22 protein-coding genes are annotated in these 26,327 nt (G+C 50.0%); 15 read left to right on the top strand and 7 right to left on the bottom strand.

Translation table 11 applies throughout. The features are described from left to right. Nucleotides 1-171 precede the first annotated feature (171 nt). The 3 genes from OIK42_RS15175 to OIK42_RS15165 all read left to right on the top strand — a co-directional run bounded on the left by OIK42_RS15175 (nt 172) and on the right by OIK42_RS15165 (nt 2,754). On the top strand, nt 172-1,182 hold the full coding sequence (locus OIK42_RS15175; protein WP_273641891.1) for an aspartate carbamoyltransferase: 1,011 nt from the start codon (nt 172-174) through the stop codon (nt 1,180-1,182). A gap of 7 nt (nt 1,183-1,189) precedes the next feature. Further along, nucleotides 1,190-2,470 (top strand): glutamate-1-semialdehyde 2,1-aminomutase, encoded by a 1,281-nt coding sequence (gene hemL, locus OIK42_RS15170; protein WP_273641890.1) that lies wholly within the window; start codon nt 1,190-1,192, stop codon nt 2,468-2,470. 71 nt (nt 2,471-2,541) lie between these two features. Further along, entirely contained in the window at nt 2,542-2,754 is a 213-nt protein-coding gene (locus tag OIK42_RS15165; RefSeq protein WP_273641888.1) for a hypothetical protein, read from the top strand. 11 nt (nt 2,755-2,765) lie between these two features. On the opposite strand, the gene OIK42_RS15160 is transcribed toward OIK42_RS15165, so the two are convergent. From OIK42_RS15160 to glnK, 4 genes are all read right to left on the bottom strand, one after another. Next, complete coding sequence (locus OIK42_RS15160) at nt 2,766-3,698, bottom strand: Dyp-type peroxidase (protein ID WP_273641886.1); 933 nt, start codon at nt 3,696-3,698, stop codon at nt 2,766-2,768. Nucleotides 3,699-3,728: 30 nt separating this feature from the next. Further along, a complete protein-coding gene (gene ggt, locus OIK42_RS15155; protein WP_273641885.1) occupies nt 3,729-5,417 on the bottom strand; it encodes a gamma-glutamyltransferase in 1,689 nt (562 codons plus the stop codon). A gap of 213 nt (nt 5,418-5,630) precedes the next feature. Next, nucleotides 5,631-6,875, bottom strand: coding sequence for an ammonium transporter AmtB (gene amtB, locus OIK42_RS15150; protein ID WP_273641884.1), 1,245 nt, complete (start codon nt 6,873-6,875; stop codon nt 5,631-5,633). Nucleotides 6,876-6,911: 36 nt separating this feature from the next. Further along, entirely contained in the window at nt 6,912-7,250 is a 339-nt protein-coding gene (gene glnK / locus OIK42_RS15145) for a P-II family nitrogen regulator (protein ID WP_273641883.1), read from the bottom strand. Between the two features lie 255 nt (nt 7,251-7,505). Between glnK and OIK42_RS15140 the strand changes: the two genes are divergently transcribed. Further along, nucleotides 7,506-8,222, top strand: a complete 717-nt coding sequence (locus OIK42_RS15140; protein WP_273641882.1) for a hypothetical protein — start codon at nt 7,506-7,508, stop codon at nt 8,220-8,222. Between the two features lie 11 nt (nt 8,223-8,233). Then, complete coding sequence (locus tag OIK42_RS15135; protein ID WP_273641881.1) at nt 8,234-9,148, top strand: DUF808 domain-containing protein; 915 nt, start codon at nt 8,234-8,236, stop codon at nt 9,146-9,148. 552 nt (nt 9,149-9,700) lie between these two features. On the opposite strand, the gene mrcB is transcribed toward OIK42_RS15135, so the two are convergent. After that, nucleotides 9,701-12,028 (bottom strand): penicillin-binding protein 1B, encoded by a 2,328-nt coding sequence (mrcB, locus tag OIK42_RS15130; RefSeq protein ID WP_273641880.1) that lies wholly within the window; start codon nt 12,026-12,028, stop codon nt 9,701-9,703. A gap of 200 nt (nt 12,029-12,228) precedes the next feature. Here mrcB and OIK42_RS15125 point away from each other — a divergent pair, with 200 nt between their 5' ends. The 7 genes from OIK42_RS15125 to OIK42_RS15095 all read left to right on the top strand — a co-directional run bounded on the left by OIK42_RS15125 (nt 12,229) and on the right by OIK42_RS15095 (nt 18,769). After that, nucleotides 12,229-12,471 (top strand): DUF6489 family protein, encoded by a 243-nt coding sequence (locus tag OIK42_RS15125; RefSeq protein ID WP_273641879.1) that lies wholly within the window; start codon nt 12,229-12,231, stop codon nt 12,469-12,471. A gap of 18 nt (nt 12,472-12,489) precedes the next feature. Continuing rightward, nucleotides 12,490-14,274 carry a PHA/PHB synthase family protein gene (locus tag OIK42_RS15120; RefSeq protein ID WP_273641878.1) on the top strand — a complete coding sequence of 595 codons (1,785 nt, stop codon included), beginning with the start codon at nt 12,490-12,492 and terminating at the stop codon, nt 14,272-14,274. 133 nt (nt 14,275-14,407) lie between these two features. Beyond that, nucleotides 14,408-14,836 carry a polyhydroxyalkanoate synthesis repressor PhaR gene (gene phaR, locus OIK42_RS15115; RefSeq protein ID WP_273641877.1) on the top strand — a complete coding sequence of 143 codons (429 nt, stop codon included), beginning with the start codon at nt 14,408-14,410 and terminating at the stop codon, nt 14,834-14,836. Nucleotides 14,837-15,003: 167 nt separating this feature from the next. Then, the gene (locus tag OIK42_RS15110; RefSeq protein ID WP_273641876.1) at nt 15,004-15,621 is read left to right on the top strand and encodes a phasin family protein; all 618 of its coding nucleotides are present in this window, start codon (nt 15,004-15,006) and stop codon (nt 15,619-15,621) included. 26 nt (nt 15,622-15,647) lie between these two features. Then, entirely contained in the window at nt 15,648-15,986 is a 339-nt protein-coding gene (locus tag OIK42_RS15105) for a phasin family protein (RefSeq protein WP_273641875.1), read from the top strand. A gap of 200 nt (nt 15,987-16,186) precedes the next feature. Beyond that, nucleotides 16,187-17,404, top strand: a complete 1,218-nt coding sequence (locus tag OIK42_RS15100) for a polyhydroxyalkanoate depolymerase (RefSeq protein WP_273641874.1) — start codon at nt 16,187-16,189, stop codon at nt 17,402-17,404. A gap of 63 nt (nt 17,405-17,467) precedes the next feature. Then, entirely contained in the window at nt 17,468-18,769 is a 1,302-nt protein-coding gene (locus OIK42_RS15095; RefSeq protein ID WP_273641873.1) for a lytic murein transglycosylase, read from the top strand. A gap of 87 nt (nt 18,770-18,856) precedes the next feature. On the opposite strand, the gene phbB is transcribed toward OIK42_RS15095, so the two are convergent. Beyond that, a complete protein-coding gene (gene phbB, locus OIK42_RS15090) occupies nt 18,857-19,579 on the bottom strand; it encodes an acetoacetyl-CoA reductase (protein WP_273641872.1) in 723 nt (240 codons plus the stop codon). Nucleotides 19,580-19,740: 161 nt separating this feature from the next. Next, entirely contained in the window at nt 19,741-22,224 is a 2,484-nt protein-coding gene (hrpB, locus tag OIK42_RS15085; RefSeq protein WP_273641871.1) for an ATP-dependent helicase HrpB, read from the bottom strand. A gap of 232 nt (nt 22,225-22,456) precedes the next feature. Here hrpB and thpR point away from each other — a divergent pair, with 232 nt between their 5' ends. The 3 genes from thpR (at nt 22,457) to OIK42_RS15070 (ending at nt 26,281) form a co-directional block, all read left to right on the top strand. Beyond that, entirely contained in the window at nt 22,457-23,056 is a 600-nt protein-coding gene (thpR, locus tag OIK42_RS15080) for an RNA 2',3'-cyclic phosphodiesterase (protein ID WP_273641870.1), read from the top strand. Nucleotides 23,057-23,125: 69 nt separating this feature from the next. Further along, nucleotides 23,126-23,980, top strand: coding sequence for a formyltetrahydrofolate deformylase (gene purU, locus OIK42_RS15075; protein ID WP_273641869.1), 855 nt, complete (start codon nt 23,126-23,128; stop codon nt 23,978-23,980). 126 nt (nt 23,981-24,106) lie between these two features. Beyond that, nucleotides 24,107-26,281, top strand: a complete 2,175-nt coding sequence (locus OIK42_RS15070; RefSeq protein WP_273641868.1) for a M3 family metallopeptidase — start codon at nt 24,107-24,109, stop codon at nt 26,279-26,281. Nucleotides 26,282-26,327: the final 46 nt, after the last annotated feature.

The raw sequence follows: 26,327 nt of genomic DNA, 5'->3' as shown, positions 1-26,327 counted from the left end.
GATAGTGATAAACACAGCCGCCCGCCGGCAGATGAAATCCATGCAGGAATATGGCAACATTATTGGCAATCCTGTTGTTGCAGGGCTATCATCCTGCGCAACGAAATTGCATACGGCAGTGAGGGATTTTTGCTACACTAGCCGCACGTTAACAAGGTCTGCGCTTAATCTATGTCTAGTTTCACCGGGAATCATATCCTTTCTGTTAACCAATTTGACCGCGACGCTATCGATTTGGTTTTCAGTGTTGCCGAATGCATGGAGCCTTACGCTAAACGCCAAAAAAGAACTACTGTTCTTGATGGCGCTATACTAGGGAATTTGTTTTTCGAGCCCAGCACCCGGACACGGGTGAGCTTTGGCACTGCCTTTAATTTACTGGGTGGTGAAGTCAGAGAAACCACCGGTATGGCTAACTCTGCGTTAGCCAAAGGCGAATCTCTGTACGATACCGCCCGGGTGCTGAGTGGCTATTCAGATATCATCGCCATGCGCCATCCGGCCGCCGGTTCGGTCGCTGAATTTGCCGAGGGTAGCCGTGTGCCGGTGATTAATGGCGGTGATGGCGCCAATGAGCATCCCACTCAGGCACTGCTCGATTTGTTCACCATTAAACGCGAGTTACAGTACAACCAAAAATCCATTGATGGTTTGCACATCGCGATGATCGGCGATCTGCGATACGGACGCACCGTTCACTCGTTGTCCAAGCTGTTATGTTTATTCAAGAATGTGCGTTTTACATTGATCTCGCCAACCGAACTGGCCATGCCCGACTACATTTTAGATACTATCGAAAATGCCGGCCACTCACTGCACGTGACGGATCAGTTAGAAGGTAACATGGACGCGGACATTTGTTACCAAACCCGCATTCAGGAAGAGCGCTTCCCCTCTCAGGACGAAGCCAATAAATACCGCGGAAAATTCCGCCTGAACCAGGCCATTTACACACGTCATTTTCAGTCTAAGACCGTGATCATGCATCCGTTACCGCGGGATTCACGTACTGAGGCTAACGAACTCGACAACGATCTTAATCTCAATCCAAATTTGGCGATTTTCCGGCAAACCGACAATGGTGTGCTGGTGCGTATGGCGCTGTTCGCGCTCACGCTGGGCGTAGAAAACCTCGTTAGCCAATACGAAAAAGACGTCATTTGGTACAGCAATAAGAGCTAAAAATATTATGCAACGATCAGAACAGTTATTTGAGCGGGCGCAACGCTCAATCCCCGGCGGTGTAAATTCGCCGGTACGCGCCTTTAAGGCCGTAGGCGGTACGCCACGTTTTATAGCCAAAGCAGATGGCCCGTATATTTACGATGTGGATGGCAAACGGTATATCGACTATGTGCAATCGTGGGGACCAATGGTATTGGGTCATAACAATAGCCGTATCCGCGAGGCCGTTATTGACGCTGCCGCATCGGGCTTAAGTTTTGGTGCACCCACCGAAGCGGAAGTGTTCATGGCCGAAAAAGTCCGTGAACTCGTGCCATCCATGGAAATGGTTCGCATGGTGAACTCCGGCACCGAGGCAACCATGTCGGCAATACGTTTAGCCCGGGGCTACACCGGTAAAAATAAGCTGGTTAAGTTTGAAGGCTGCTATCATGGTCATGCCGACTCTCTGCTTGTCAAAGCGGGCTCAGGCGCATTAACCCTGGGCGTGCCCAGTTCACCGGGCGTACCCGATGATGTGGCAAAGCACACGCTGACAGTTGAATTTAATAATCTCGACAGCGTCAAACAAATCTTTGCTGAATGCGGCGATGACATTGCCTGCATTATTGTTGAGCCGGTAGCGGGCAATATGAACTGCATCCCGCCGGTTGACGGGTTCCTGCAAGGCCTTCGCGATATCTGTGATGAGCATGGCGCCTTACTGATTTTTGACGAAGTAATGACAGGGTTTCGTGTAAGCCGCGGTGGCGCACAAGAGCGCTACGCCATTACTCCTGATCTGACCTGTCTGGGCAAGGTGATCGGTGGCGGTATGCCGGTTGGCGCATTTGGCGGTAAAAAGAAAATTCTGACCCACATCGCCCCTACTGGTCCGGTGTATCAGGCCGGCACTCTCTCGGGCAATCCTATTGCCATGGCAGCCGGTTTAGCCGCCCTCGATCAATTAGCCCAGCCGGGGTTGTACGACAGCATCTTTGCTAATACCAAGGCACTGGTCGACGGGTTTCAGGCGATTGCCAATGAAAACAACATCCCCTTTACCACTAATCATGCTGGTTCTATGTTTGGTTTATTTTTTACCGACGTCGACAAGGTGGTCAATTATCAACAGGCAATTAACTGTAATCAGGCTCAGTTTAAACAGTTTTACCATGGCATGCTGGACGAAGGCGTTTACCTGGCACCAGCCTCCTACGAAGCCGGTTTTGTATCGAAACTGCATGATGAGGCAATTGTTGAAGCAACCTTAGACGCTGCCCGCAAGGTATTTGCCAACCTCTGACCTATTTTGGGGCAGGTTATTTTGAGCCTGCCCTTCTTTCTCAGTTCACAGCCATCAGAGTAGTTGTAATTATGAATATAGACACAACCTTGCTGGTTCAGATCATACTCTCAGCAATGCTTATACTGACCATTGTGGGCTACTATCTGGGCAAAAAGAAAACCGGCAAGCCATTGCTGACTGCTATCTCATTGGGGGTATCCGGGATCATCCCCATAGTGGCATTAGTCTATTTGCTTGTGCTGCTGTTTAAGCCAGACATCGCCGGGTCTGAGTCATCCTGATCAGGCGTCTGTCAGAATTTGGCGTGGGCTTTGATAAATTGAATGGAAGGCGCAAAAAAAGAGCCGCCGGTTTCTGCCGCAGTATAGTCGAGCCAGCGATCGTACTCGCCGTCTGAGTTGCCATAAATCTGGCTATGCAGCATGCGCTTAAATGGCTGCGAACTTGCCGCGCAAATAACCGAAAACATCCCCTGGGCCGACATGTCACCATACGGCATGCCCTGTTTTAGCAGATCGCTTTGGCTGCCGGTTTCGGCCGGATTAAGACTTATCCGGACAGAATGTGACGATGCATTACATTCTACGCTGGGCAGATTATGCTCTTTCGTGGTGCCCATGATTTGTTCCTGCTGACGTTGCGACAAGCTCTGCCAGCGCCGTAAGTCGTGCCGAAAACGTTGCACATGAATAAAGCTGCCGCCATTGAATTCATTGTCCTCCTCGTTGATAACGGCCACCTTAGCCCGTTGTAACCCGCGAGGATTATCCTGGGCATAGAGATAGCCGTTCAGATCCCGCCCATCCAGGTAGCGAAAGCCCTGAATTTGCTCCACCAGCTCAACATGAATGCGTAACAGTTCCATTATTTCCAGGCCAATGGCGTAGCAAATATCAATTCGGTCGGCACGGATCTGGATAAACAAGTCAAACGGCGTGTGCGGCGCCACCCGGTCTTCGCTTTGCATCTCCGGAAAGGGCGTGAGTTCCACGGGGATCGGACCCGGATATAGCTCACTCCAGTAGTGGCTACCAATGGCAATAACGCCCGACACCATGGCTTCGTAGTGTTCGTTGTCGTAGTAGTCAAGTACTTCCAGCACCCGACCTAACTTTGCTCTTACTGCCTGACAATCTTCATCAACCACATTGAACAACAAATACTGCGCATGCAAATTTGGCTCAGCGCAAATCCCTTTTTGCGGTTGTGACTGTGGTTGCGGCATAATTTTCCCGTTGTATTGTCGTTGTAGTGGTTAATAACCCGCGGCCTGACCATCTTTGCGACTTTCCGATGCGCCATAGTATATCTGCTTATCGGCATCATACATAATGGCTTGATAGCCACCGTAAATGCCCAGTATGTTGTGGAGCTGATGGCCTCTCTCCATTAGCTCGCGAACCTGTACCGGCGCAAAGCCGTTTTCCAGACTAATGGCACCACCGTCTTTCATTAACCCACCGGTGGGGCTGCTCGAGCCAACGTGAATAAACCGGGGGGCATCGCCCGCTTCCTGCAGATTCATACCAAAATCAATCAGGTTTACAATAATTTGCGCGTGCATTTGTGGCTGTGTCGCGCCGCCCATTACACCAAAACTCAGCCAGGGTTTACTGTTACGGGTAACCATGGCCGGAATAATCGTATGAAACGGGCGTTTACCGGGCTTGTACGCATTATTGTGACCCGGCTCCAGCGTAAACAGCTCGCCACGATTTTGCAGTACAAAACCTAATTCAGGCGGCGTCATACCTGAGCCCATGCCGCGGTAATTACTTTGAATCAACGACACCATGTTGCCGTCTTTGTCTGCCACAGTGAGATAAATAGTATCACCGTCGACAACCCCGGCGTCCAGGCGTTTACTTGCCTGTTGAGGGTCAATGAGCTTACGACGCTTACTGGCGTATTCCTTGGATATCAGCTGCGTGACCGGAATATCATTAAAGGCCGGGTCGGCATAGTATTTTGCGCGATCTTCAAAGGCCAGTTTTTTAGCTTCAACAAAGGTGTGAATATAGTCGGCTGAGCCAAAGCCCATGCCCTCAATGTCGTATTGTTCGAGGATATTTAATATTTGTAGTGCAGCAATGCCCTGCCCATTAGGCGGCAGTTCCCATATGTCGTAACCGCGATAGTTAGCCGCCACGGGCGTGACCCACTCAGAGGTGTGTTGCGCGAGATCGTCATACGATAAAAAGCCGCCCTGCTCTTTCATATACGCCGCGATAGCTCGAGCAATATCACCCTTATAAAACGCATCCCGGCCACCTGTGGCGATTTTTTCGTAGGTGGCAGCAAGGCTTAGATTTTTAAAGATGTCGCCTTTGCGCGGCACCTTGCAACCCGGCATAAATACGTCGGCAAAGCCCGGATAATGACCAATTCTGTCCACATTCATTTGCCAGTAATACGCCACCACTTCACTTATCGGAAATCCTTCTCTGGCATAACCGATGGCAGGGGCCAATATCGTGGTCATTGGCAGGCTGCCAAACTTTTTATGCAGTTCAAACCAGCCATCCACAGCACCTGGTACCGATACCGGCAAAGGGCCAAAGCTGGGGATTTTAGTCAGACCGCGTTGGGTAAATTCATCTTTTGTTAGCGATAGCGGCGAGCGCCCTGAGGCATTCAGGCCATACAGTTGCTTAGTATTGGCGTCCCATACAATGGCAAACAAGTCACCACCGATACCGCTGCCAGTTGGCTCAACTAACCCAAGCATCGCATTTGCTGCGATAGCGGCATCCACGGCATTGCCGCCTTGTTTAAGAATATCCAGTGCCACCTGTGTGGCCAGTGGTTGGCTGGTAGCGGCCATACCATTGCTGGCGATCACTTCAGAGCGGCTGGCGAAGGGCGCTCCAGTAATACGATCATAGGCTACCGCCAATTGGGTGCTGCATACTAAGAGCAGCAATACGTTACAGACTATTTTCATTGTTGGTCTTTTTGCCTGTTTAATTTAAGTACCAGCATACCTGCTATTCATCGCAGTGAGAAGTATTGTGCACAGCAGTCGCCGTTGGCCGGCAACTTTTACGGCGATGAAATGACAGATATAAAAAACCCCGCCAAAGCGGGGTCTGAGTTGAAGTGATATAGGCTTATTAAAATTGTTATCGCTGCCTAATCATTAATTTACCTTCAAGAATTATGAACGGCCGCCGGTGAAGTCAGGATAGGCTTCAAGGCCACACTCGCTCACGTCAACACCTTCAAATTCTTCTTCTTCCGTTACCCGTACACCGATAATTGCTTTGATGATTAACCAGGCAACCAGGCTGGTAACAAATACCCATACGAAGATGGTCAGTGCACCGTAGATTTGACCCATAAAGGTCGCGCCACCAGTGATTGGTACCAGTAACAGACCTAACAAACCAACCACGCCGTGAACAGAAATCGCGCCTACCGGATCATCGATTTTCAGCTTATCAAGCGTAACGATGCTGAATACTACCAGGATACCACCCAGGCCACCGAATAAGGTTGCTGTCAGCGGTTCTGGTGTAGAAGGTTCGGCAGTAATGGCAACCAAACCAGCCAGTGCACCGTTAAGGGCCATGGTCAGGTCAGCTTTGCCAAACATGATGCGAGCAACAATCAGTGCCGCAATACAACCACCGGCTGCCGCAGCGTTAGTGTTCATGAAGACCACTGCCACTGAGTTGGCGCTTTCCACTGTTGCTGTCGCCAGCACAGAACCACCGTTGAAACCAAACCAACCCATCCACAGGATAAATGTACCCAGTGTAGCAAGTGGCAGGTTTGCGCCAGGAATCGCGTTAATTTTACCGTCGGCAGTGTATTTACCTTTACGAGGGCCCAGTACCAGCACACCCGCTAACGCAGCTGCCGCACCGGCCATGTGAACGATACCCGAACCGGCAAAGTCAGAGAAGCCCAGGTCGCCCAGCGTGTACATACCAAAGACAGACGCACCGCCCCAGGTCCAGGCACCTTCCATTGGGTAGATGAAACCGGTCATAACAACTGCAAAGGCCAGGAAAGCCCACAGTTTCATACGCTCAGCCACTGCGCCCGAGACAATAGACATTGCCGTGGCAACGAATACTACCTGGAAGAAAAAGTCAGCCGATGGTGCATAAGTTGCCGGATCTTCAGCAACACCTGTTGCGCCGTCAGCCATGATGCCGCCCAGGAAAGGTGCCCAGTCACCGCCGCCATACATGATGCCGTAACCACAAATCATATACATGGTGCAGGCAATCGCGAACAAAGCGATGTTTTTGGTCAGAATTTCAGTGGTGTTTTTAGCACGAACAAGGCCTGCTTCCAGCATGGCAAAACCTGCAGCCATCCACATTACCAGTGCGCCACAGATCAAAAAGTAAAAGGTATCTAATGCGTACCCTAATTCAAAAGTTGTTTCCATTATGCTTATCTCCGCAAATTTCTCGTCGACGGCTAATTAAAGTGCGTCGGTATCTGTTTCGCCTGTGCGAATCCGAACGGCACCTTCAAGGTCATAAACAAAAACCTTTCCGTCACCAATTTTGCCCGTTTTCGCAGCACCTACGATGGCTTCAACCAAACGTTCTACCTGGTCATCCTGAACGGCAATCTCCAGTTTAACTTTAGGCAGGAAGTCGACTTGATATTCGGCTCCACGGTATAATTCGGTATGTCCTTTTTGACGTCCAAAGCCTTTCACCTCGGTCACGGTCAAACCGTCGATACCGATCTCAGAAATGGCTTCACGAACATCATCCAGCTTAAACGGCTTGATGATTGCTGTGACTAGTTTCATGTGTTGCTCCCAAAATAGTGGTTTGCTTACCAGTGTTCATGTTATGCGAGTGTAAATAGAACAAGACCTGTGCCAAAAGTTAAAACCCTTTATAAACAACAAGTAACAAGTTTTTCGTAGCATTTTCTTACATTTTTTCGCACCATAAAAATGCACTCACAACATATTGCACCAACTTGGTGCCAGTTAATTTCATCTATAAAGTTGGGCTATTTATCGCAGGGAACTATTTTTTAGCCGGTGAGTCTATCTGGCATGAAAAAAATGGATTTAACCTTTTCCGGGCCTCCGCTCTTCGCCCCTGCCAGGCGAACAACGCAACAACGCAAGTATCTGGCTGGCATGGTGGTGATTTCAGCCCTGTTGCACGCCGTGGTCATTGCACTGCTGGCCTTTCCTGCGCCGCCCGAACAGGTTGTCACTCAGGCCCCGGTACAGGCAATTTTATATACGCCCAAAGTCATCACGCCGCAACCAGCACAAGCCTCTGAACCCGCATCAGTTGCACCAGCGCCAGCCGGGCAAGCTACTCCACCAGCGAACGATGCGGCAACACCGGATGCTGTTCCCCCTACTGCAACGCAGAGCGAGTCGACGCCTCAAGTACAACCCACCACACCCATTTCTTCCGGCGCTATTCTGACCCAGGCAGAAGACAGCCCGGCCCCCAGCAGCCGCTCAATTACACAATCTGTGGCCGCCGCGGTCACCCGCCAGCAACAACGTTTACTCAATAGCCTTGCGGCCGAGGAGGCCAGGCAACGGCGTACTGAGATAAGCTCACCGGATTTGCGCATTGGTGAGTACGTACCACCCGAACCTCAAATTGGCGAATACCAGATAAATTGTGATAAAGGTATCAATAGTAAGCTGGCAATGGTTGCGGGCCTAATAGGAGGCAATGTAAAGTGCAGTCAACGCAATGAATTTCAACAGTTCATCGATAAACGTCAGCATAAGCCTAAACAATAAGGGAGCAGACCGTGGCCGGAGCCAACTTACTAGCACTCATTGATGATATTGCCACCTTGCTCGACGACGTCGCTATGATGTCGAAAATGGCCGCCAAGAAAACCGCCGGCGTACTCGGTGACGATCTTGCTCTCAATGCGAACCAGGTGCAGGGGGTCAAGCCCGATCGGGAAATTCCGGTTGTGCTGGCGGTCGCCAAAGGGTCATTCATTAACAAGCTGATACTGGTACCGGCAGCACTGGTTATCAGTGCCTTTGTGCCTGTACTGATTACGATTTTATTAGTGTTAGGCGGCCTTTATCTGTGCTTTGAGGGCGCCGAAAAGCTGCTTCACCGTTTTATTCCTCACGCCGACTCCAGCGCAGACGCCGCTGCAAGACTTGATACCCTGTCGGACCCGTCGGTTGATATTGTGCAACTCGAAAAGGACAAAATTAAAGGGGCAATCCGCACCGACTTTATCCTGTCAGCCGAAATTGTGGTTATTACTCTGGGCAGTTTGCAGGGCGCCGATTTAACCACTCAAATCCTGGTATTAAGCGGCTTAAGTATTGCCTTCACCGTTGGTGTTTACGGGTTGGTGGCAGGCATTGTCAAAATGGACGACTTAGGGTTGTATTTATTGCGCAAATCGCTGACCGGCTCCTATAACAGTGCACAACGTCTGATCGGGCGCTTTTTGTTGTCGGCAGCGCCGATTCTTATGAAAGTCCTGTCAGTGGTAGGGACGATTGCCATGTTTTTGGTCGGTGGCGGTATTCTTACTCACAGTATTGGTTTTTTACATCATATGGCCGCGAGCGTCATTGCCTGGCTCCCGGGGGTCTCTTTGCTCGCGAGCATCGCCTTTGACGGTATCGCCGGATTAATCGCCGGTGTTATTGTAGCGCTGGCAGTGACCGCCATAGCAAAGCTTCGCAAATAACTCACGTTTAAGTCAGCACAGCCACACGGCAGGCACTATCTGCAGTGTGGCTATTTTCGCCACTAAACTGCAAATTTCACTAAATAATAGTCATTGAACTCCAACAACATTTCCTCTCTCCTCTCACAAAAAAAGATAAATAACTTAAAATCAATGACTTAAAATTTATTTTGAGATTGGCACAACTATCGCTAAGCCTATAGCGACTTAGTAATACAGCAAGCTTCGAAGTGCCGCAAAACACATCAGTGCTTCAAGCGTTTACTGGATACAGGGTGGAAAGTTGTCGCCGCTTTCTGGTGTCCCGAAATGAACAGCGAGGTTCACGATTATGATCACATACAGTTTCTTAATTTGGTTATTGCTAGGCCCAGTGCTGGCCTACGTTGTTGCCTTAGGCATTATCAACGGTATTCGTTATTTGTTTACCAGTGACTCGCTACTTAACTAGCGATGCAATCACCCGTTCACGTAGCACGGTTTTAGTACCCTGGACACTCCCGTAGTGCCCTTCTCAGGAATTGCACCAAAGGTGCAATCTCCTGAGTTTTTTTATTCGCCCCCGAAAAGTCGATCCCACCAGGTTTTTTTCTTTTTGGTTTGTTCAGATCGATTGGTTCGTGGCCCCGTACAGTCCTGCTGGGCTACGGGCAACGCATCTAAAACCGCCGGTACACTTACACTGTCCGGACAACCCGGTCGTACGGCCACACCGCTTGTTGCATCAAAATGAGCTATACCCAGACCAGCAGGAAACCGGCGTGATAATGATTTGGGCTCTTGCAGCGCCTGATACGCCATAAATACTGGCAGGGCTCCCGTTGAACCGGTTAGCCCGGTTGAGCCATTATCGTCATTACCCACCCATACTGTGGCCAGATTATTGCGATCAAAGCCAGCAAACCAACTGTCACGGTAATCATCCGTGGTGCCGGTTTTACCGGCCATATTAATCGTTTTGAACTTAGCGCCAATTGCTTTCGCGGTGCCTTCGGTAGCCACCTTATACAGCGCGTAGTTAAGCAAATAAGCAGATTCTTCGCTGACCCGTTGCTCACCGTATTCTTCCTGCTGCCACATCAGCCGATTATTAACACTCACAATGGCATCCACCGTGTGTAGCGGTCGGTATGCGCCGTTATTAGCAATAGTCTGGTACATCTGATTGGTTTCAAAAGGGGTCAGTGCCAGTGCCCCCAAGGTAAGTGCCGGCACGTGAGGGATTGTTCTTTTTACGCCTAAATCACGCAGCGTTGCGGCCACATTATCGATGCCCACTTCCAGCCCCAGATTCACCGTCGGCACGTTAAGCGATAAGCTCAAAGCGTCGATTAACGGCACTGTACCACGATAGGTTTTATCAAAATTCTGCGGCCGCCAGGTATCGCCTTGTTCATCATCCAGTGCCAGCGGCTTATCCTCTAGTGGGGTAGCCAGATTATATGATGCCGGTTGTGAAAGGGCGGTTAAATATACCGCCGGCTTTACCAGCGAACCAATCGGGCGCACCGCATCCAGAGCCCGGTTAAAGCCAGCAAAGCCTACTTGCTTACCGCCCACTAACGCCCGCACCTCACCGCTACTGATATCCGAGATCACCATTGCAGCCTCCAGTTCAGTGCTGCGCTGCTGTTGTAAGCGTGTCAGCGTTGTAGTGAGAGCTTGCTCTGCCCGGCGCTGCGCGTAGATATCCAGGGTGGTAAATACTTTTACGCCAGACTCGCGAATATTAGGATCGGCCAAAATGGTTTGCAGCTCTTTACGCACCTGCGCCATAAAGGCCGGATGCTTGCCCGTAGCCAGACTGTCGCCAGTGGCTATCCCCAGCGGACGGGAAACCGCCATTTCGTATTGCTCAGGGGTAAGCTCATTGGCTTCCAGCAGTACCCGTAGTACCAGGTTGCGCCGTTCGATGGTACGGTCAGTATACTTGCGTGGATTGTAATACGATGGCCCTTTAATCATGCCCACCAGCAGGGCAATTTCAGTTTCGTCCAGTTCATTGATGGGCCGGTCAAAATAAAAATAACTCGCCAGACCAAAGCCATGCACGGCAAGGTCGCCACTTTGGCCCAGAAACACTTCGTTGAGATAGGCCTGAATGATCTCATCTTTGCCGTAACGGGCATCAATAATGATTGCCATCAGTGCCTCTTTTACTTTCCGTTCCAGCGAGCGCTCACGGGTAAGATAGAGGTTCTTGACCAATTGTTGAGTAAGCGTGCTGCCGCCTTGCACTGTGCGTCCGGCGGCAATATTGGCAAGTAATGCCCGCAGGATAGACAGCGGTGCCACACCGTGGTGCTGATAAAAGTCGCGGTCTTCAACCAACGTCAGTGCTGTCACTAGCAGCGGCGGCACGTCATCCAGTGTAATTAACATGCGATCTTCACGGCTACTACTGGCTAAGCGTGTAACCAGCCACGACTCCAGCCGAATCTGACTGAGGGTTTCTTCGGTTTGCAAATCGGTGATGGAGACTATCCGTGAACCTTGCCAGCGCAAACGGATTTGCCGCAACGGTTGAAAACCGTCAGGAAAGTGAAAGGCGCGCCGGTACACGTTTATTACGCCCTTACCTACACTGTATTCGCCGCTGCCCGAAATAGCCGAAACCTGACGATAGCCCAGCAACTTAAGCTCATCGAGTACTTCTTTACGGGTAATTTCCTGGTCCTGGACTAATTGCAGCGGCCGGGCATAGATTTGTGCCGGCACCTGCCATTTATTACCTGAAAAATGCTGTTTGATTTGCGCATCGAGGTAAATCACGTAAGCGGCCAGCAACACTAGAAACAGTAGCGATAACTTCCAGAACAGATTCCAAAGCCAGGATTTACGGGTAGGAGTGTTGGCTTGCTTGGTTTTTTTTGCTGTCACATTGCTTCCTGTAGATACACTGCTGGTATAACTGGCTCGATTGCAGTAGCGTTAACTTATATCAGACTTTCGGCTCATCAGACTGGACAAGTGATTGTTCACTTTTTACTCTGTAGTGACCGGGGTGTCTTCGCGCTGCCGCTTGCCCTTTGCGCTATTCGCCAGGGCAACATAATACTGCCCAATGTAAGGAGTTTACCATGAAAATTTCTGTCGATATTGATCTGTCGCCATCTGAAGCGCGTGAGTTATTGGGCTGGCCAGATATGACAAAAGTGCACGAAACAACCATTTCTATGTTTACTGAACAGCTTAAAAACGGCAATCAGGAAGCCATGATGAGTATGCTGAAACCCTACCTGGATGGCAGTCAGCAAGCATTCTCATTTTACCAGAAAATGATGGAAGGCATCGCAACCAGCGCTGCCTCTGGCAAAAAATAATCGTACCAAGGAGCACTTGTGGAGCAACAGGACAAAGACGAAATTTTGCACACGCTGAACCAGTATGCCGAGCAATTTAATACTATGGTTCAGAAAATTCTTACCCGTCAGGCTGACGCCAGTGATTCGGCCGCCATGTTTGACCCGCAGCACTTACAGCAGTTGTTAACCACTAAGCTTGCCGATAATGTTGAGGTAGACACCGGTAAACTGGTTGAGAACCAAATGGAATTTATGCGCCAGCAGACTGAACTCTGGCAGCAGGCAACCAAGTCGATGTTTGGCGAGAAAGCCGCCGTCGTGGCAACGGAAACTTCCGGCGATAAGCGTTTCAGTCATACCGACTGGAATGAAAACCCGGTATTTAACTACTTAAAACAAGCGTACCTGATTAATTCAAAAATGCTTCAGGGCATGATGGACTCCATGACTTTTGCCGATCCGAAATCGGCTGAGCAGGTGAAGTTTTACACACGCCAGTATATTAATTCTGTGGCGCCCACTAATTACTTATTCTCTAACCCTGAAGTGTGCGAAGAAATACTTAAATCCAAAGGTCAGAGCATGATCAAAGGCATTGAGAATTTCATGAGCGATCTTGAACAAAGCCCGTTGGAAGCGTTTAAGATTACCCAGACCGACATGTCAGCCTTTGAACTGGGCGAAAACCTGGCAACCACCGACGGTAAGGTCGTCTATCAGAACGACCTGATACAGCTCATTCATTATACCCCCAGAAAGGCTAAAACCTTTGCGCCACCCATTTTGTTTGTGCCGCCGTTTATCAACAAGTATTACATTCTCGACCTGGATGAAAGAAAATCGGTTGTGAAGGGCTTACTCGACAGTGGTTTTAGTGTTTTTATGATTTCCTGGGTGAACCCGGATAAGTCACTGGCTGACCACGATCTGGTGAGTTATATGAAGCATGGTCCCCTCGCCGCTCTTGAGGTTGTTGGCAATATCACTAAACAACCCAAGATTAACATGGTCGGCTTTTGCGTGGGTGGTACCCTGGCGTCGATGACCGCGGCGTTTTTAAGGGCCCAGGGAGACGAGCGCCTGTTATCACTTACTCTGCTCACCACGTTGCTGGATTTTAGCGAGCCCGGTGAAATCGGTAACTACCTTACCGAAGAAAGTCTTAATGCTATGGAACAAAACGCCGACATCAAGGGCGTTTACGATGGCCGAATTTTGGGCCTGAGCTTTAGTTTGCTGCGTGAAAACAACCTGTTCTGGTCGTATTTCATTAATAATTACCTGAAGGGCGAAGACCCTGCTGCCTTTGATATTTTATATTGGAATAGTGATGCCACGAACATCACCGCCGCCTGCTTTAAACAATATGTGCGCACTATGTACTGGGAAAACAAGCTGCGAGAGCCGGGCGGGATAGTGATCGACGGCGTGCCGATTGATTTGTCGAACATTGACGTACCGGTATACTTTTTGTCGACCATCGCTGATCATATTGTGCTGTGGCAAGCGGCCTACAAAGGCACTCAGCTAGTCAGTGGCGATACCCGTTTTGTACTCGCCGGGTCTGGCCATTTAGCCGGCGTTATTAATCCACCAGCCAAAGGCAAGTATCCACACTGGATCAATACCGAGCTACCCGCCGACGCCGCAGCATGGTTTGATGGCGCAAGCCAACATGAGGGCTCATGGTGGCCGGATTGGCACAACTGGCTGCAGTCGCACAATGCCAAACAGGTGACGGCGCCAAAACCCGGCAAGCTTAAAGCCTACCCGGCAATCGAGGCGGCCCCGGGCAGTTACGTTAAGCGCCGTCTGGGATAATTGCGGTTTAACGCAGGACTCCCCCCTGCCCTTTTAATCACAGGCGGCTGATACTCGCTTCAGCCGCCCAGCCTGATTTGCTCTGACGACCCTTTGTGCGCTACATTGCAAAAAAAGCACAACGAGTTAAACCATGGTTACCATCAAAAAATATCCTAACCGCAGGCTGTACGACACCTCGAAGAGCCAGTACGTCAACATGGAATATATTAAAACTCTGGTCAACGAACGCACCGAGTTTAACGTGGTGGACTCGAAAACCGGCGACGATGTAACCAAAACTATCTTACTGCAGATAATCAGTGAGTCAGAAACTAACGAGCACCAGTCACTACTGACTAACAAGCTGCTTAAACAGCTAATACGTTTTTACGATTCAGACATGCAGCTGTTTTTGCGCGAGTATCTCGAACAGAGCCTCATCAGTTTTATGGAGCAGCAGGATAATTTGCAGGGAATGATGAAAAACATGGTCGATACCAGCCCGCTTGGCATGTTCAGTAAAATCATGGAGCAGAACATCGACGCCTGGACCAAAGCCTCGAAAGACACCAAGAAATAACCACTTGCTGCATCGCAGCATAAAAAGATGTATCGTTATTCGATTATGTTCTAGGCATTTTGCTGCATTGCAACAAAATGCACTTGACCTACCCGCCTTCAACTGTCTAATATATAACCAACGAATGCTGCAACGCAGCAAGTATAAACTTCGCACGGGAGTGTTATATGTTTGGCAAATTCTCAGAACAATTTAAGCAGTCTTCAAAGCCAGTGAATTCCTGGATGGCAATGAATGCCAAGCTGATGGAAGACTTGTCGCAAAATCAAACCGAGTTATTCACCGGCTTACTAAGTGACAGCGTTAAATACATCGAAACAGTGTCGGTACAAACCGGGGTGAAAGGTGTATTTGCGGCGAATTCTGAACTTGCCGAAGCGATGAGAGATCGCTTTGCAGTGGCCTCAAAAGGGGCTTACTCAACGCTCAGCCACGTGCAGACAGAGATGAAAGATGTTGTTAAGTCATCGATAGAAGACACCGCTGTAGCGGCTAAAGAGGTCACCAGGGAAGTCACCAAAGCCGCAGAAAAACCGGCTCCGGCAGCCAAACCAACGGCGGCTAAGAAACCCGCCGCCAAGGCAGCGCCCAAGGCTCCGGAAAAAGCAGCACCTGCCGCCGCAAAAGAAACACCGGCACCGGCCGCTCCTGAAGAAGTAAAAGCTTCTGAGGCAAAACCGGCCGCCAAAACCGCGGCAAAACGGTCAACAGGTACACGGAAAACAACATCAACAGCGAAAAAGCCGGCGTCTACCAAGGCAGCGGCAACAAAATCAACTAATTAATTAACGACTCTTTTAAGGAGAGACAAATGCTTGAGCAAATGACTGAAAAATTTCAAACTGCAATGAAGCCGGTAACTGAATTGGCAACATTGAACATGAACACCATGCAGGAATTAGCTGAAAAGCAAAATTCACTGTTTTCTTCTTTAATGTCTGATGGCATGTCTTTTGTTGAGAGTGCAAGTCAGCAAAAAGATCTGATGAGCCTGGCTGAAATGCAAAAGTCCTATTTTGAAGGCGTTCAGGAAAAGATGACTGAATCGGCAAAAAGTAGCTACACTTTGATCAGCGAAACCCAGCAGAAAGCAGGTGATATGCTCAAAGGCATGAGCGAAGAAATGACAGCGAAATTTACTGCAAAGTAAACTCCAACATCAAGGCTTAGTGCGCGAGGGTTGAATGTCAGCCCTGCGCATCAGAGCCAGCAAAAAAGGGCTGTTATTTAATGGCCCTTTTTTATTAAACGTATTACATTTTATGATATATGTGGAACCTTCGTGGAACGTTTTGAAATTAAGCAGGTCCACCTATCACTCAATTAAGTAGTACCTTCGGGAGTGACGGAATGAATTACCAAGCATATGACTACATGGCTCGCGGTGCACAAATCATGCACGAAGGGTTTAGTCTGCTAAACGACATAGCAAGCCACCCATCCAACCCTTTTTCCCATACTATCTCTGGCAGAATAAGCAAAGCAGGTCTGGAGACCGCAATGCGCCTCACACGCCGCTATGAGAAAGTAGGTTTTAATATCGATGAAATTACCATTGACGGTAAATATCACGCGGTCAAGGAAGAAGTTGCGCTTAGCATGCCATTTTGTGACCTGGTGCATTTTAACCGGGTGGGTGTTCGTGACGATCACAAGGTATTACTGGTTGCGCCCTTGTCGGGTCACTTTGCGACACTCCTGAAAGGCACCGTTGAGGCCCTGCTTCCTGACCATGAGGTGTACATTACCGACTGGGCTGACGCCCGCGAGGTCCCCCTTGATGAAGGCCCCTTCAGCTTCGATTGCTATGTGGAATATCTGATCAACTTTATGGAATACCTGGGTCCGAATACCCATTTAATTGCCATTTGCCAACCTACCGTGCAGGCGTTGATTGCCACTGCTGTCATGGCTGAAAAAAAGAGCCCGGCGGTGCCCCACACGCTGACGCTGATGGCCGGTCCCATTGATACCAGTAAAAATCCTACGCGCGTGAATGAGTTTTCCCGCAAGCGCCCGATGTCGTGGTTTAGAAACGTGGCAATCATGACCGTACCGCACGGTTACCCGGGAGAAGGGCGTAAGGTATACCCTGGCTTTATGCAATTGGGCGGTTTTATTAGCATGAACCAGCAGTCTCATATGCAAAAGTACATGGATTTTTATCAGAATCTGATTTACGGCGAAGAAGAAGATGCCGATCGTTTCCGTGCGTTTTACGATGAATATCTTGCGGTACTGGATATGCCCGCCGAGTTTTACCTTGAAACTATTGAGCGGATCTTCAAAGATAACGAAGTGGCCCGCGGTGCCATTACCTATAAAGGCGAGCCGGTTAACTTTGAGGCCATCGAAAATACGCCACTGATGACGGTAGAAGGCGCCAATGACGATATTTGTGGCTTGGGTCAAACCGAGGCTGCTCAGCATTTATGCAAAAATATTCCTAAGTCAAAACGTATTCACCATGTTCAGCCAGGTGCAGGGCATTATGGTATTTTTAGTGGTTCGCAGTTCCGCAAACACATCCGACCGCTAATTACCGATTTTATTCACAAATACGCCTGATGATATCTCGCCCATGCCAGCACTTTGGGTTAGCATGGGCGAAAATAATTCAGGGAGATGTACATGCAGCTTATTCCCCGCCGCCGATCTACCGACCGTGCAAAATTAGCCGGTAAAGAGCGCAATTCTTTTTTCAATGGCAGTCTGGCATTGCCTCTCGCAGGTGTTCTGGCAATAGGGCTATTGAGCTCACCAGCGCGGGCCGAAACGACTTCGCAACCTGAAGCATTGCAAGCGTTTATGCAGTGCAAAGACACCCTGCAACAAGCCGCCATAGATAAAGGCATCCCAGCCGATGTAGCAAAGGCTGTATTTGCCAAAATTAACTATCAGCCTCGGGTGGTCGAACTGGACCGCAGTCAGCCTGAATTTGTGCAGACATTTCCTGGCTATTTCACTAAACGGGTTAACGACTGGCGTATTAATAAAGGCCGTCAGTATGCCGTAGAGCATCAGGAACTGTTATCTGAGCTGGTCAAAACCTACGGTATCCCGGCCCAGTATTTACTGGCGTTTTGGGGCCTGGAAACCAATTTCGGTGGTTACAAGGGCACAATGCGCGTGCTTGACTCCCTGGCCACCCTGGCCTGCGATCCACGTCGCAGCACCTTTTTTACCAAAGAATTACTCACCGCTGTTGAATTGCTCGACCAGCAGTCCCTTGATCAGGACAAAATGGTCGGCTCCTGGGCCGGTGCCATGGGCCATACCCAGTTTATGCCCTCAGCGTATGCCAATTACGCGGTAGACGGCGACGGTGACGGACAAATCAACCTGTGGGACAGTGAAGCCGACGCGCTGACCTCTGCCGCTAACTTTTTATCACAGTTAGGCTGGCAACCCGGTTTTCGCTGGGGCCGTGAAGTAAAGCTACCAGCCGGGTTTGATTTTTCACAGTTGGGTTATAGTAACCGACAGTCAGTAACCGCCTGGCACGAGCTGGGCGTTATGCGCGCTAACGGCGAGTCGTTAGGTAACAGCGATATGAGCGCGTATCTGGTTATGCCAGCCGGTCATCAGGGGCCGACGTTTTTAGCCTACCCGAATTTTCGGGTCATCATGCGCTGGAACAATTCGGAGTTTTACGCCATTGCTGTGGGCCGGCTCGCCGATCGCATTGCCGGCGATACCGGTTTGGTTGCTGAGCTGCCGCCGCTGCCTAACTATCGTCGCGACGATATCAAGGCACTTCAGCAAACCCTCAACAGTCAGGGCATAGAAGTGGGCGGTGCAGACGGTATTTTAGGCCCTGCAACCCGTGAAGGCATTCGTGAATTTCAGCGCCGTAACGACATGGTCGCCGACGGATTTCCCTCACTGGCTGTGATGGAAGCACTCGGCATCAATATCGCGCCAGCGGCCTAGCTGGCAATATTTCAGGCATTAAAAATGCCGGGCTTAGCCCGGCATTTTTAATGCAGCGTGTCCTACCATACGGCAAGACTTGCGCTATTAATACATATGTTGGCCGCCGTTAATTGACAACGTCGAGCCAGTAATAAAGCTTGATTCATCTTTTACCAAAAACAATACGCCATCAGCGATATCTTCAGGTTTGCCTAACCGACCCACCGGTATTCTCGCGACAATCTTTTTTAACACGTCTTCGGGGACGGCCCGCACCATATCGGTATCGATGTAGCCGGGGGCAATGGCATTTACGGTAATGCCCTTGCCTGCACCTTCCTGCGCGAGAGCTTTAGTAAAGCCATGAATACCTGACTTGGCTGCCGCATAATTAACTTGTCCGTACTGACCGGCCTGACCATTGATTGAACCGATATTAACGATACGACCAAATGCGCGTTCACGCATGCCTTCAATCACCGCTCTGCACGTGTTAAAACACGACGCCAGGTTGGTTTGAATAACCGCATTCCACTGCTCAAACGACATGCGATGCATGGTGCCGTCCCGCGTTATACCCGCGTTGTTGATCAGCACGTCAACCGGACCAAAGTCTGACTCAATTTGCTCTATAGCAGCTTTTGTTTTATCAAAGTCCGATACATCAAACTTCATCGCAGCAATGCCTGTTCTCTCAGTGAACGCTTTTGCTGCCTCATCGTTGCCACCATAGTTGGCGACGACGGTATACCCTGCATCCTTCAGTGTCGTACAAATTGCTTCACCGATTCCTCGTGTGCCACCTGTAACAAGTGCTACTCTGCTCATGTGTTTTCCTTCTTCATTGCAGTTGCTCAATTAACAACCAAATACTATATAATCATCTCTAAACGCTTTATGCCACCCGGAAAATAAGATCTGGATCAAATACTGCGATTATTAAGCACTATGCTATGCAGGTTATATGGCAGTTTAACTATAGTATTCAGTTATTTATTCTTGGTTGTTTTGGTAGAAGGCAAAGCAGTGGTCGGATCTTCCGGCCAGTAATGTTTGGGGTAGCGGCCTTTCATATCCTTACGCACTTCCGTGTAACTGCCTTGCCAAAAGCGCGGCAGATCATTCGTGGTTTGAATCGGACGTCCGGCCGGGGACAGTAATTCTACGGTGACAGGCTGGCGCCCGTTGGCAACGGTTATCGGCTGGCTGCTGCCATACATTTCCTGCATTTTTACCGACAACACAACCCGCTCAGCAGACTCATAACGCAACGGCCGCTGACTGCCACTGGGCACTTTGATTTTACCGGGTAACTGTTGTTCGAGCGTCTGACGCTGGGGCCAGGTCAGCGATTGCAAAATTAACTCAGGCCAATTGAGCCTGATAAGCTGTGCGCGGGTACGACACTGGGCCAATCCAGCGTGTACCGCATCACTTTGCAGTAGCCACTGGCTTGTAATGTCTGGCCACTCAGTGGTTTCCGCCGCATAGCCACTCGCTTCGAGCTTTAGCCTTCTGGCCATGGCTACGCGTTGTAAAATGTCCTCAATTTCACCAAAGAACGGCCAGTCTTGAATTTCCTGGGGTTGTAACCAGTCTTGCCAACAGCGAACCAACTGCTCACCACGCAAACGCGAAAGAGGCTGACTGGAGAGTAAAACGTGTTGAAAATATTGTCTTTTCTCGGCGCGAATGCTGTCTGTATCCGGATCGTAACTGAGCCATTCCTGATGCGAAATCTGCTCACTAAAGTGGCTGCGGATGAGTGCTTCACGGATTGGCTCGGCTAACCTGATTATCAGGTTCGTGCCCCGGCGCTGGCCGTTTAGTACCGCTAGCCACGCATGGTTATGCCGCTCATCGGCACCAAGCTCTGCACCCGTTCCCATCGCAAGTTTAAATTCGCGGTCATTTTTAGCCTTCGCCAGCCAGGCAGGCTGCGCCATGGCAATGGCCAGTGCAATGGCTGAGGGCGATACCGAGAATAATGCATCAGCGCTGGTTTTGATGTCTAACAAGGACGCATAACGCAGAGCTTGCCGGCTGACTGCGCGGCGCACCGGCTCTGGCAAAGTACGTATAATGTCACTCACCACCCACTGCTCAGTTTTAGGTGACTCCTCAGCCAGCGCAGCGACCAGGCAGCCCGCCAGCAACACACCGGTATCGTCAGTTAGCGCGGCCTCCTCCTGCAGGCGCAACAGCATACTGGCAAATTTAGGTTCTACCGGCAATTGTATTGCTGCACTACCTAAGCGGGTGATTTGCTGATCGGGGCTGATTAAGCCAAGGCCCGATAACTCCTCGTGTGCCGCACTCAACTGTGCACCGCTGGGCATTTCTAACAGTGGCAGCGCTGGAATGGGCGTACCCCACGCAGCGGCGTGCAATGCAATGGGCGCAATATCCTGACTGCGGATCGCCGGGGTACTAAACTCTGCCAGGCGGGCATGGGCTTCTTGTCCCCACAGACGATAGCAAATGCCGGAGGCGACCCTGCCGGCACGCCCTTTACGCTGCTCAGCGGACGCCTGAGAAATCATTTTTAGCGACAGCTCAGTCATTCTGGTGCCCGGGTGATAGTCGGCTACCTGTTCCCGGCCGCTATCAATAACCAGTTTAATGCCTTCAATGGTTAAACTGGTTTCAGCGATATTGGTAGCAAGAATGACCTTTCTTTTATTATCCCGCGCAGGCTGAATAGCCTTTTGTTGCTCACTAAGGGGCAAGGCGCCGTACAACGGACAAATAAGTAATTCATTACCCGCTGGCGTTAATCGCTGCTGCACCTGATGGATATGCTTTACCGTAGGCAGGAATACCAGGATATCGCCCTCTTCCTCGGCGAGTACCCGTGTGATTGTCGTGGCGACGGTAGCGCTCAACGCCTGAGTCTGACACGCGCCAAGATACACCTCGCTGACCGGAAAGCGCCTGCCGGCACTGCTGAGTACGGCGGCATCAGGCAGTATTTTTTGCAGCGGGGTAATATCCAGCGTTGCCGACATCACCACTAACCGTAAGTCGTCCCGCAGGGCTTGGCGCACTTCAATGGCAAGCGCCAGGCTAAAGTCGCTGTGTAAACTGCGTTCGTGAAACTCATCAAATAAGATAATACCCACGTCAGCAATTTCGGGATCCTGCTGCAATCGGCGGGTTAAAATGCCTTCGGTAATAATCTCCAGTCGGGTTTGCGGGCTGACTTTTTGCTCACCGCGAATACGAAACCCGACGGTTTGACCAACGGTTTCACCCAATTGGGTTGCCAGATAATGGGCAAGTTGTTTTACCACAACCCGGCGTGGTTGCAGCAATACTATTTTACTTTCAGGGCGTCCCGAACCTGCCGCCAGCAGTGCCATAGGTACTGCGGTCGACTTACCCGCGCCCGGCGGGGCACTCAGTAACACATCAGTGTTATTAAGATGCGTAAGCAGCGCCGGAATAATGCTTTCAACGGGTAATGATGCCATAACGAAGAGAACGTACCTTATTGATTAAGAATTATTATTCTTAGATTTATAACCGTGATAGTTTGCTACAGTATTGAAAGACAGTGCAAACTGGTCAGCAGTATAGCCAGCAGCAGGTTAGACTTAAACCAGAAGTTAACCAAACAGTTAGCAGGACAAGCGTACGTTGGGTAGCAAGGCGTACCCACATTCACTTGTTCTTACCAGTATTCACCGACATTGCGGAGCCGCCATGCGTTATTTTATCGGACTCGACTTATCCCCCGCTGACAAACTTGCTTTAGAAAACTGGCGTGACAAGAGCCTGCCGGAAATGCCGTACAACAAGCCACCTGCCAAATCGAAGCAACCCGAGCGACACTTACGTCCGGTGCCCCCCGCGAACTATCATGTCACCTTGTGTTTTTTAGGTTCGATATCGCCGCGCCAGCTTGAAAAAACCTGTCAGCTGCTCGATGACGTTACGGCAGCGCCCTTTGAACTGACCTTCGACAACACCGGATATTGGTCGGGCCCAAAGATATTTCACGTTGCCCCCTCGGTAATACCTGAACCACTCACCCACCTTGCCAGTCAGACCCACTCGGTGGCACGGCGTGCCGGTATTGGAGTCGAGCGTCGTGAATACCGGCCACACGTCACCTTGATCAGAAACGTTAAAAGCGACTTTCCAGCGCCACTGTTTGTACCTCAGCTAACCTGCCGGTTTAGCCAGTTTCACCTGTTCGAATCGGTGTCGGGAAATTCAGGTGTGCATTATCCTATTCGCTGCAGTTGGTCACTTTCGGCGGGCAATTCGGTCAGAGAAAAGCTGCTCCATGGGCATTTTTAGTCAATTGCCCCTTTACAGCACCGTCACTGCTCGGTAAAAAGGCACATCACTTAATTTTTTCACAGTACCATGCATCAAACCTTCAGACTTATTATAGATTGTCCGGACCAGGTAGGTCTGGTCGCCGGTGTTGCTCAGTTCTTAGCTGATCACAAAGCCTCTATCCTGGAAGCCAGCCACCATACCGATGTTCAAACCGGGCGTTTCTTTATGCGTCATGAGATTAGCACCGATTCGCTGACCCTTTCCTACGAGCACTTTCTCGAGGCGTTCACACCGCTGGCTAACGAATTTCAAATGCAATGGAAACTCACCGATTCTAACCAACGTCGACGGGTAGCCTTGTTAACCAGCGTCGAGTCCCATTGTTTAGTCGACATTTTGCATCGCTGGCATACTGGCGAGTTAAAGTGCGATATTCCCTGTATTATCGGCAACCACCCACAAATGAAACAGTTTGCCGACTGGTATAAGGTGCCGTTCCACTGGGTGGATTTTAAGAGTCTCGGCAAGGAGAACGCGTTTAAACAAATTGAAGTACTGCTTGATGAGTATGCCATCGATCTCACGGTACTCGCCCGCTTTATGCAAATTCTGCCTGATGCACTGTGCCGCAAGCTGGCCGGGCAGGCTATCAATATTCACCATAGCTTTTTACCTTCTTTTGCCGGTGCACGCCCCTACCAACAAGCCTACGATCGCGGTGTAAAGTTAATTGGCGCAACCTGTCATTATGTGACCAGCGATCTTGATGAAGGTCCCATCATTGAACAGAGCGTAAAACGCATCAGCCATAGTGATACAGTGGCCGACATGGTACGTAAAGGTAAAGACTGCGAAGTAAACGCACTGGCCAACGGCGTACGTTGTCACCTGGAAGACCGGGTTATCATTCATCAGAACAAGACCGTGGTTTTCGCCTAATCTGAGAGCCACCGCTACATACGCGTTCTGTGGATAATTCTGACCGACCAGCAACCTTTTGCTGGTTGGTGTTGCTGCGTAAACTTACTTTGGCTTATAAAATATCGATAAACGACAGGAAACTCTATGCTAACTATAAAAAAAACCCTGACTGCGTCAGCCATAGTGCTGGCGTTGGCAGGCTGCAGTGAAGCACCGACTGCGACCGAACCGACCCCACAGCCAGCAGCTGTAGCGCCCACCTCTGACAACGTTTTACTTGAGCCTTTCAAAGGGCCTTATGGCGGCGTTCCGGCTTTTGAGTCCATGCAACTGGAACTATTAATGCCAGCCATGGAAGCCGCAATGGCAGAACACTTACGCGAAATTGACGCGATCGCCACCAATGAAGAAGCCCCCACCTTTGCCAATACCATTGTTGCCTACGAAAAGGCAGGCGACACCATTGGCCGGGTCTATACCTATTATGGTATCTGGAGCTCCAATGTATCGAGCCCGGAATTTCGCGATATTCAACGTGAATTGAGCCCGAAATTATCTGCCTATCGCTCCCAGATAAATCAAAACACGCAATTATTTGAGCGTATTAAAGCCGTTTACGAAAGTGATGAACTGGCAACGCTGACTGCTGAAGAGCAGCGTATAACCTGGTTGATTTATAATAGTTTTGCGCGCAATGGCGCCACCCTTGAAGGTGAAGCAAAAGCCCGTTACGCCGAAATCAACAAAGAACTGGCCAGCTTGCACACGCAGTTCTCCAATAACGTCCTGGCCGATGAAGAGAACTACGTCACTTACATTAGTAAAGACCAGCTCGATGGTCTGCCGGATACTTTTGTAAAGGCCGCTGCTGCTGCAGCCGCGCAGCGTGGGAAAGAAGGCCAGTACGCGATTACCAACACGCGCTCGTCGATGGACCCGTTTTTAACTTATTCAACCCACCGGGATCTGCGTGAAACCGTGTGGCGCACGTATTACGGCCGTGGCGACAATGGTGATGAGTTTGACAATAACGCCATCATTAAGCAAATTCTTACCTTGCGCCATGAACGCATTAAGTTGTTGGGTTATGACAACTACGCCCAGTGGCGCTTAGAAGACCGCATGGCCAAAAATCCCGAAAACGCCATGGACTTAATGATGAAGGTCTGGCCGGCGGCGCTGGCCCGGGTAGAAGAAGAAGTGGCGGATATGCAGGCCATTGCCGATGGGCTGGGTGATGATATTACTATTAAGCCCTGGGATTACCGCTATTATGCCGAGAAGGTGCGCATTGCCAAGTATGACCTGGACTCCAATGAAGTTAAGCAATACCTGCAGTTAGATAAGCTGCGCGAAGCCATGTTCTATGTTGCCGGGCGTTTGTTCAACTTCGACTTTACACCCGTGCCGGCTGGCAGTGTGCCTGTGTTCCACCCTGACGTGAAAGTGTGGGAAGTGGCCGATAAAGATTCCGGTGAGTTGATAGGTTTGTGGTACCTCGATCCTTTCGCCCGACAAGGCAAACGTTCCGGCGCCTGGGCCACCACCTATCGCAGCCATACCACTTTTGACGGTGACAAGAATGTGTTGTCGTCAAATAACTCTAACTTTGTGAAAGGCCCGGACGGTGAACCTACGCTAATATCCTGGGATGATGCGGAGACGTATTTCCACGAGTTTGGCCATGCACTGCACTTCCTTTCAGCGTCGGTTAAATATCCAACCTCTCACTCAGGTGTTAGAGACTATACGGAGTTTCAGTCGCAATTACTGGAGCGCTGGCTAACCACTGATGAAGTGATTAACCAATACCTTGTGCATTATGAAACCGGTGAGCCAATCCCGGCTAGCCTGATTGCCAAAATCAAAAAGGCCTCAACATTTAATGAAGGTTTTAAAACCACCGAGTATATGGCGTCAGCCATTATGGACTTGCTGTATCACACCACCGATCCAGCCAACATTGAGCCTGATACTTTTGAGCGTGAACAACTCAAGGCGCTGGGTATGCCTGAAGAAATTGTAATGCGCCATCGCACCCCGCACTTTGGGCACATTTTCTCTGGTGAAGGTTATTCGGCAGGTTATTACGGCTACATGTGGGCAGAAGTGCTTACTGCCGATGCCGCCGAAGCCTTTGAAAATGCACCCGGTGGTTTTTATGACGAAGAAGTTTCGGAGCGATTGGTGAAATACCTGTTCTCGGTACGAAATGCCATGGACCCAGCCGAAGCGTATCGTAAGTTCCGTGGTCGCGACGCAAACGTTGAAGCGCTGATGCGTGACCGCGGTTTCCCGGTAACTTCAGAAGATAACTAAAGGGTCATTAAATACCCACGTTCTCTAACCTCCTTGCTTGTGAGGT

Source organism: Alteromonas gilva (assembly GCF_028595265.1).
Lineage (GTDB): Bacteria > Pseudomonadota > Gammaproteobacteria > Enterobacterales > Alteromonadaceae > Alteromonas > Alteromonas gilva.
This window is presented reverse-complemented; position numbering and strand designations above follow the sequence as displayed.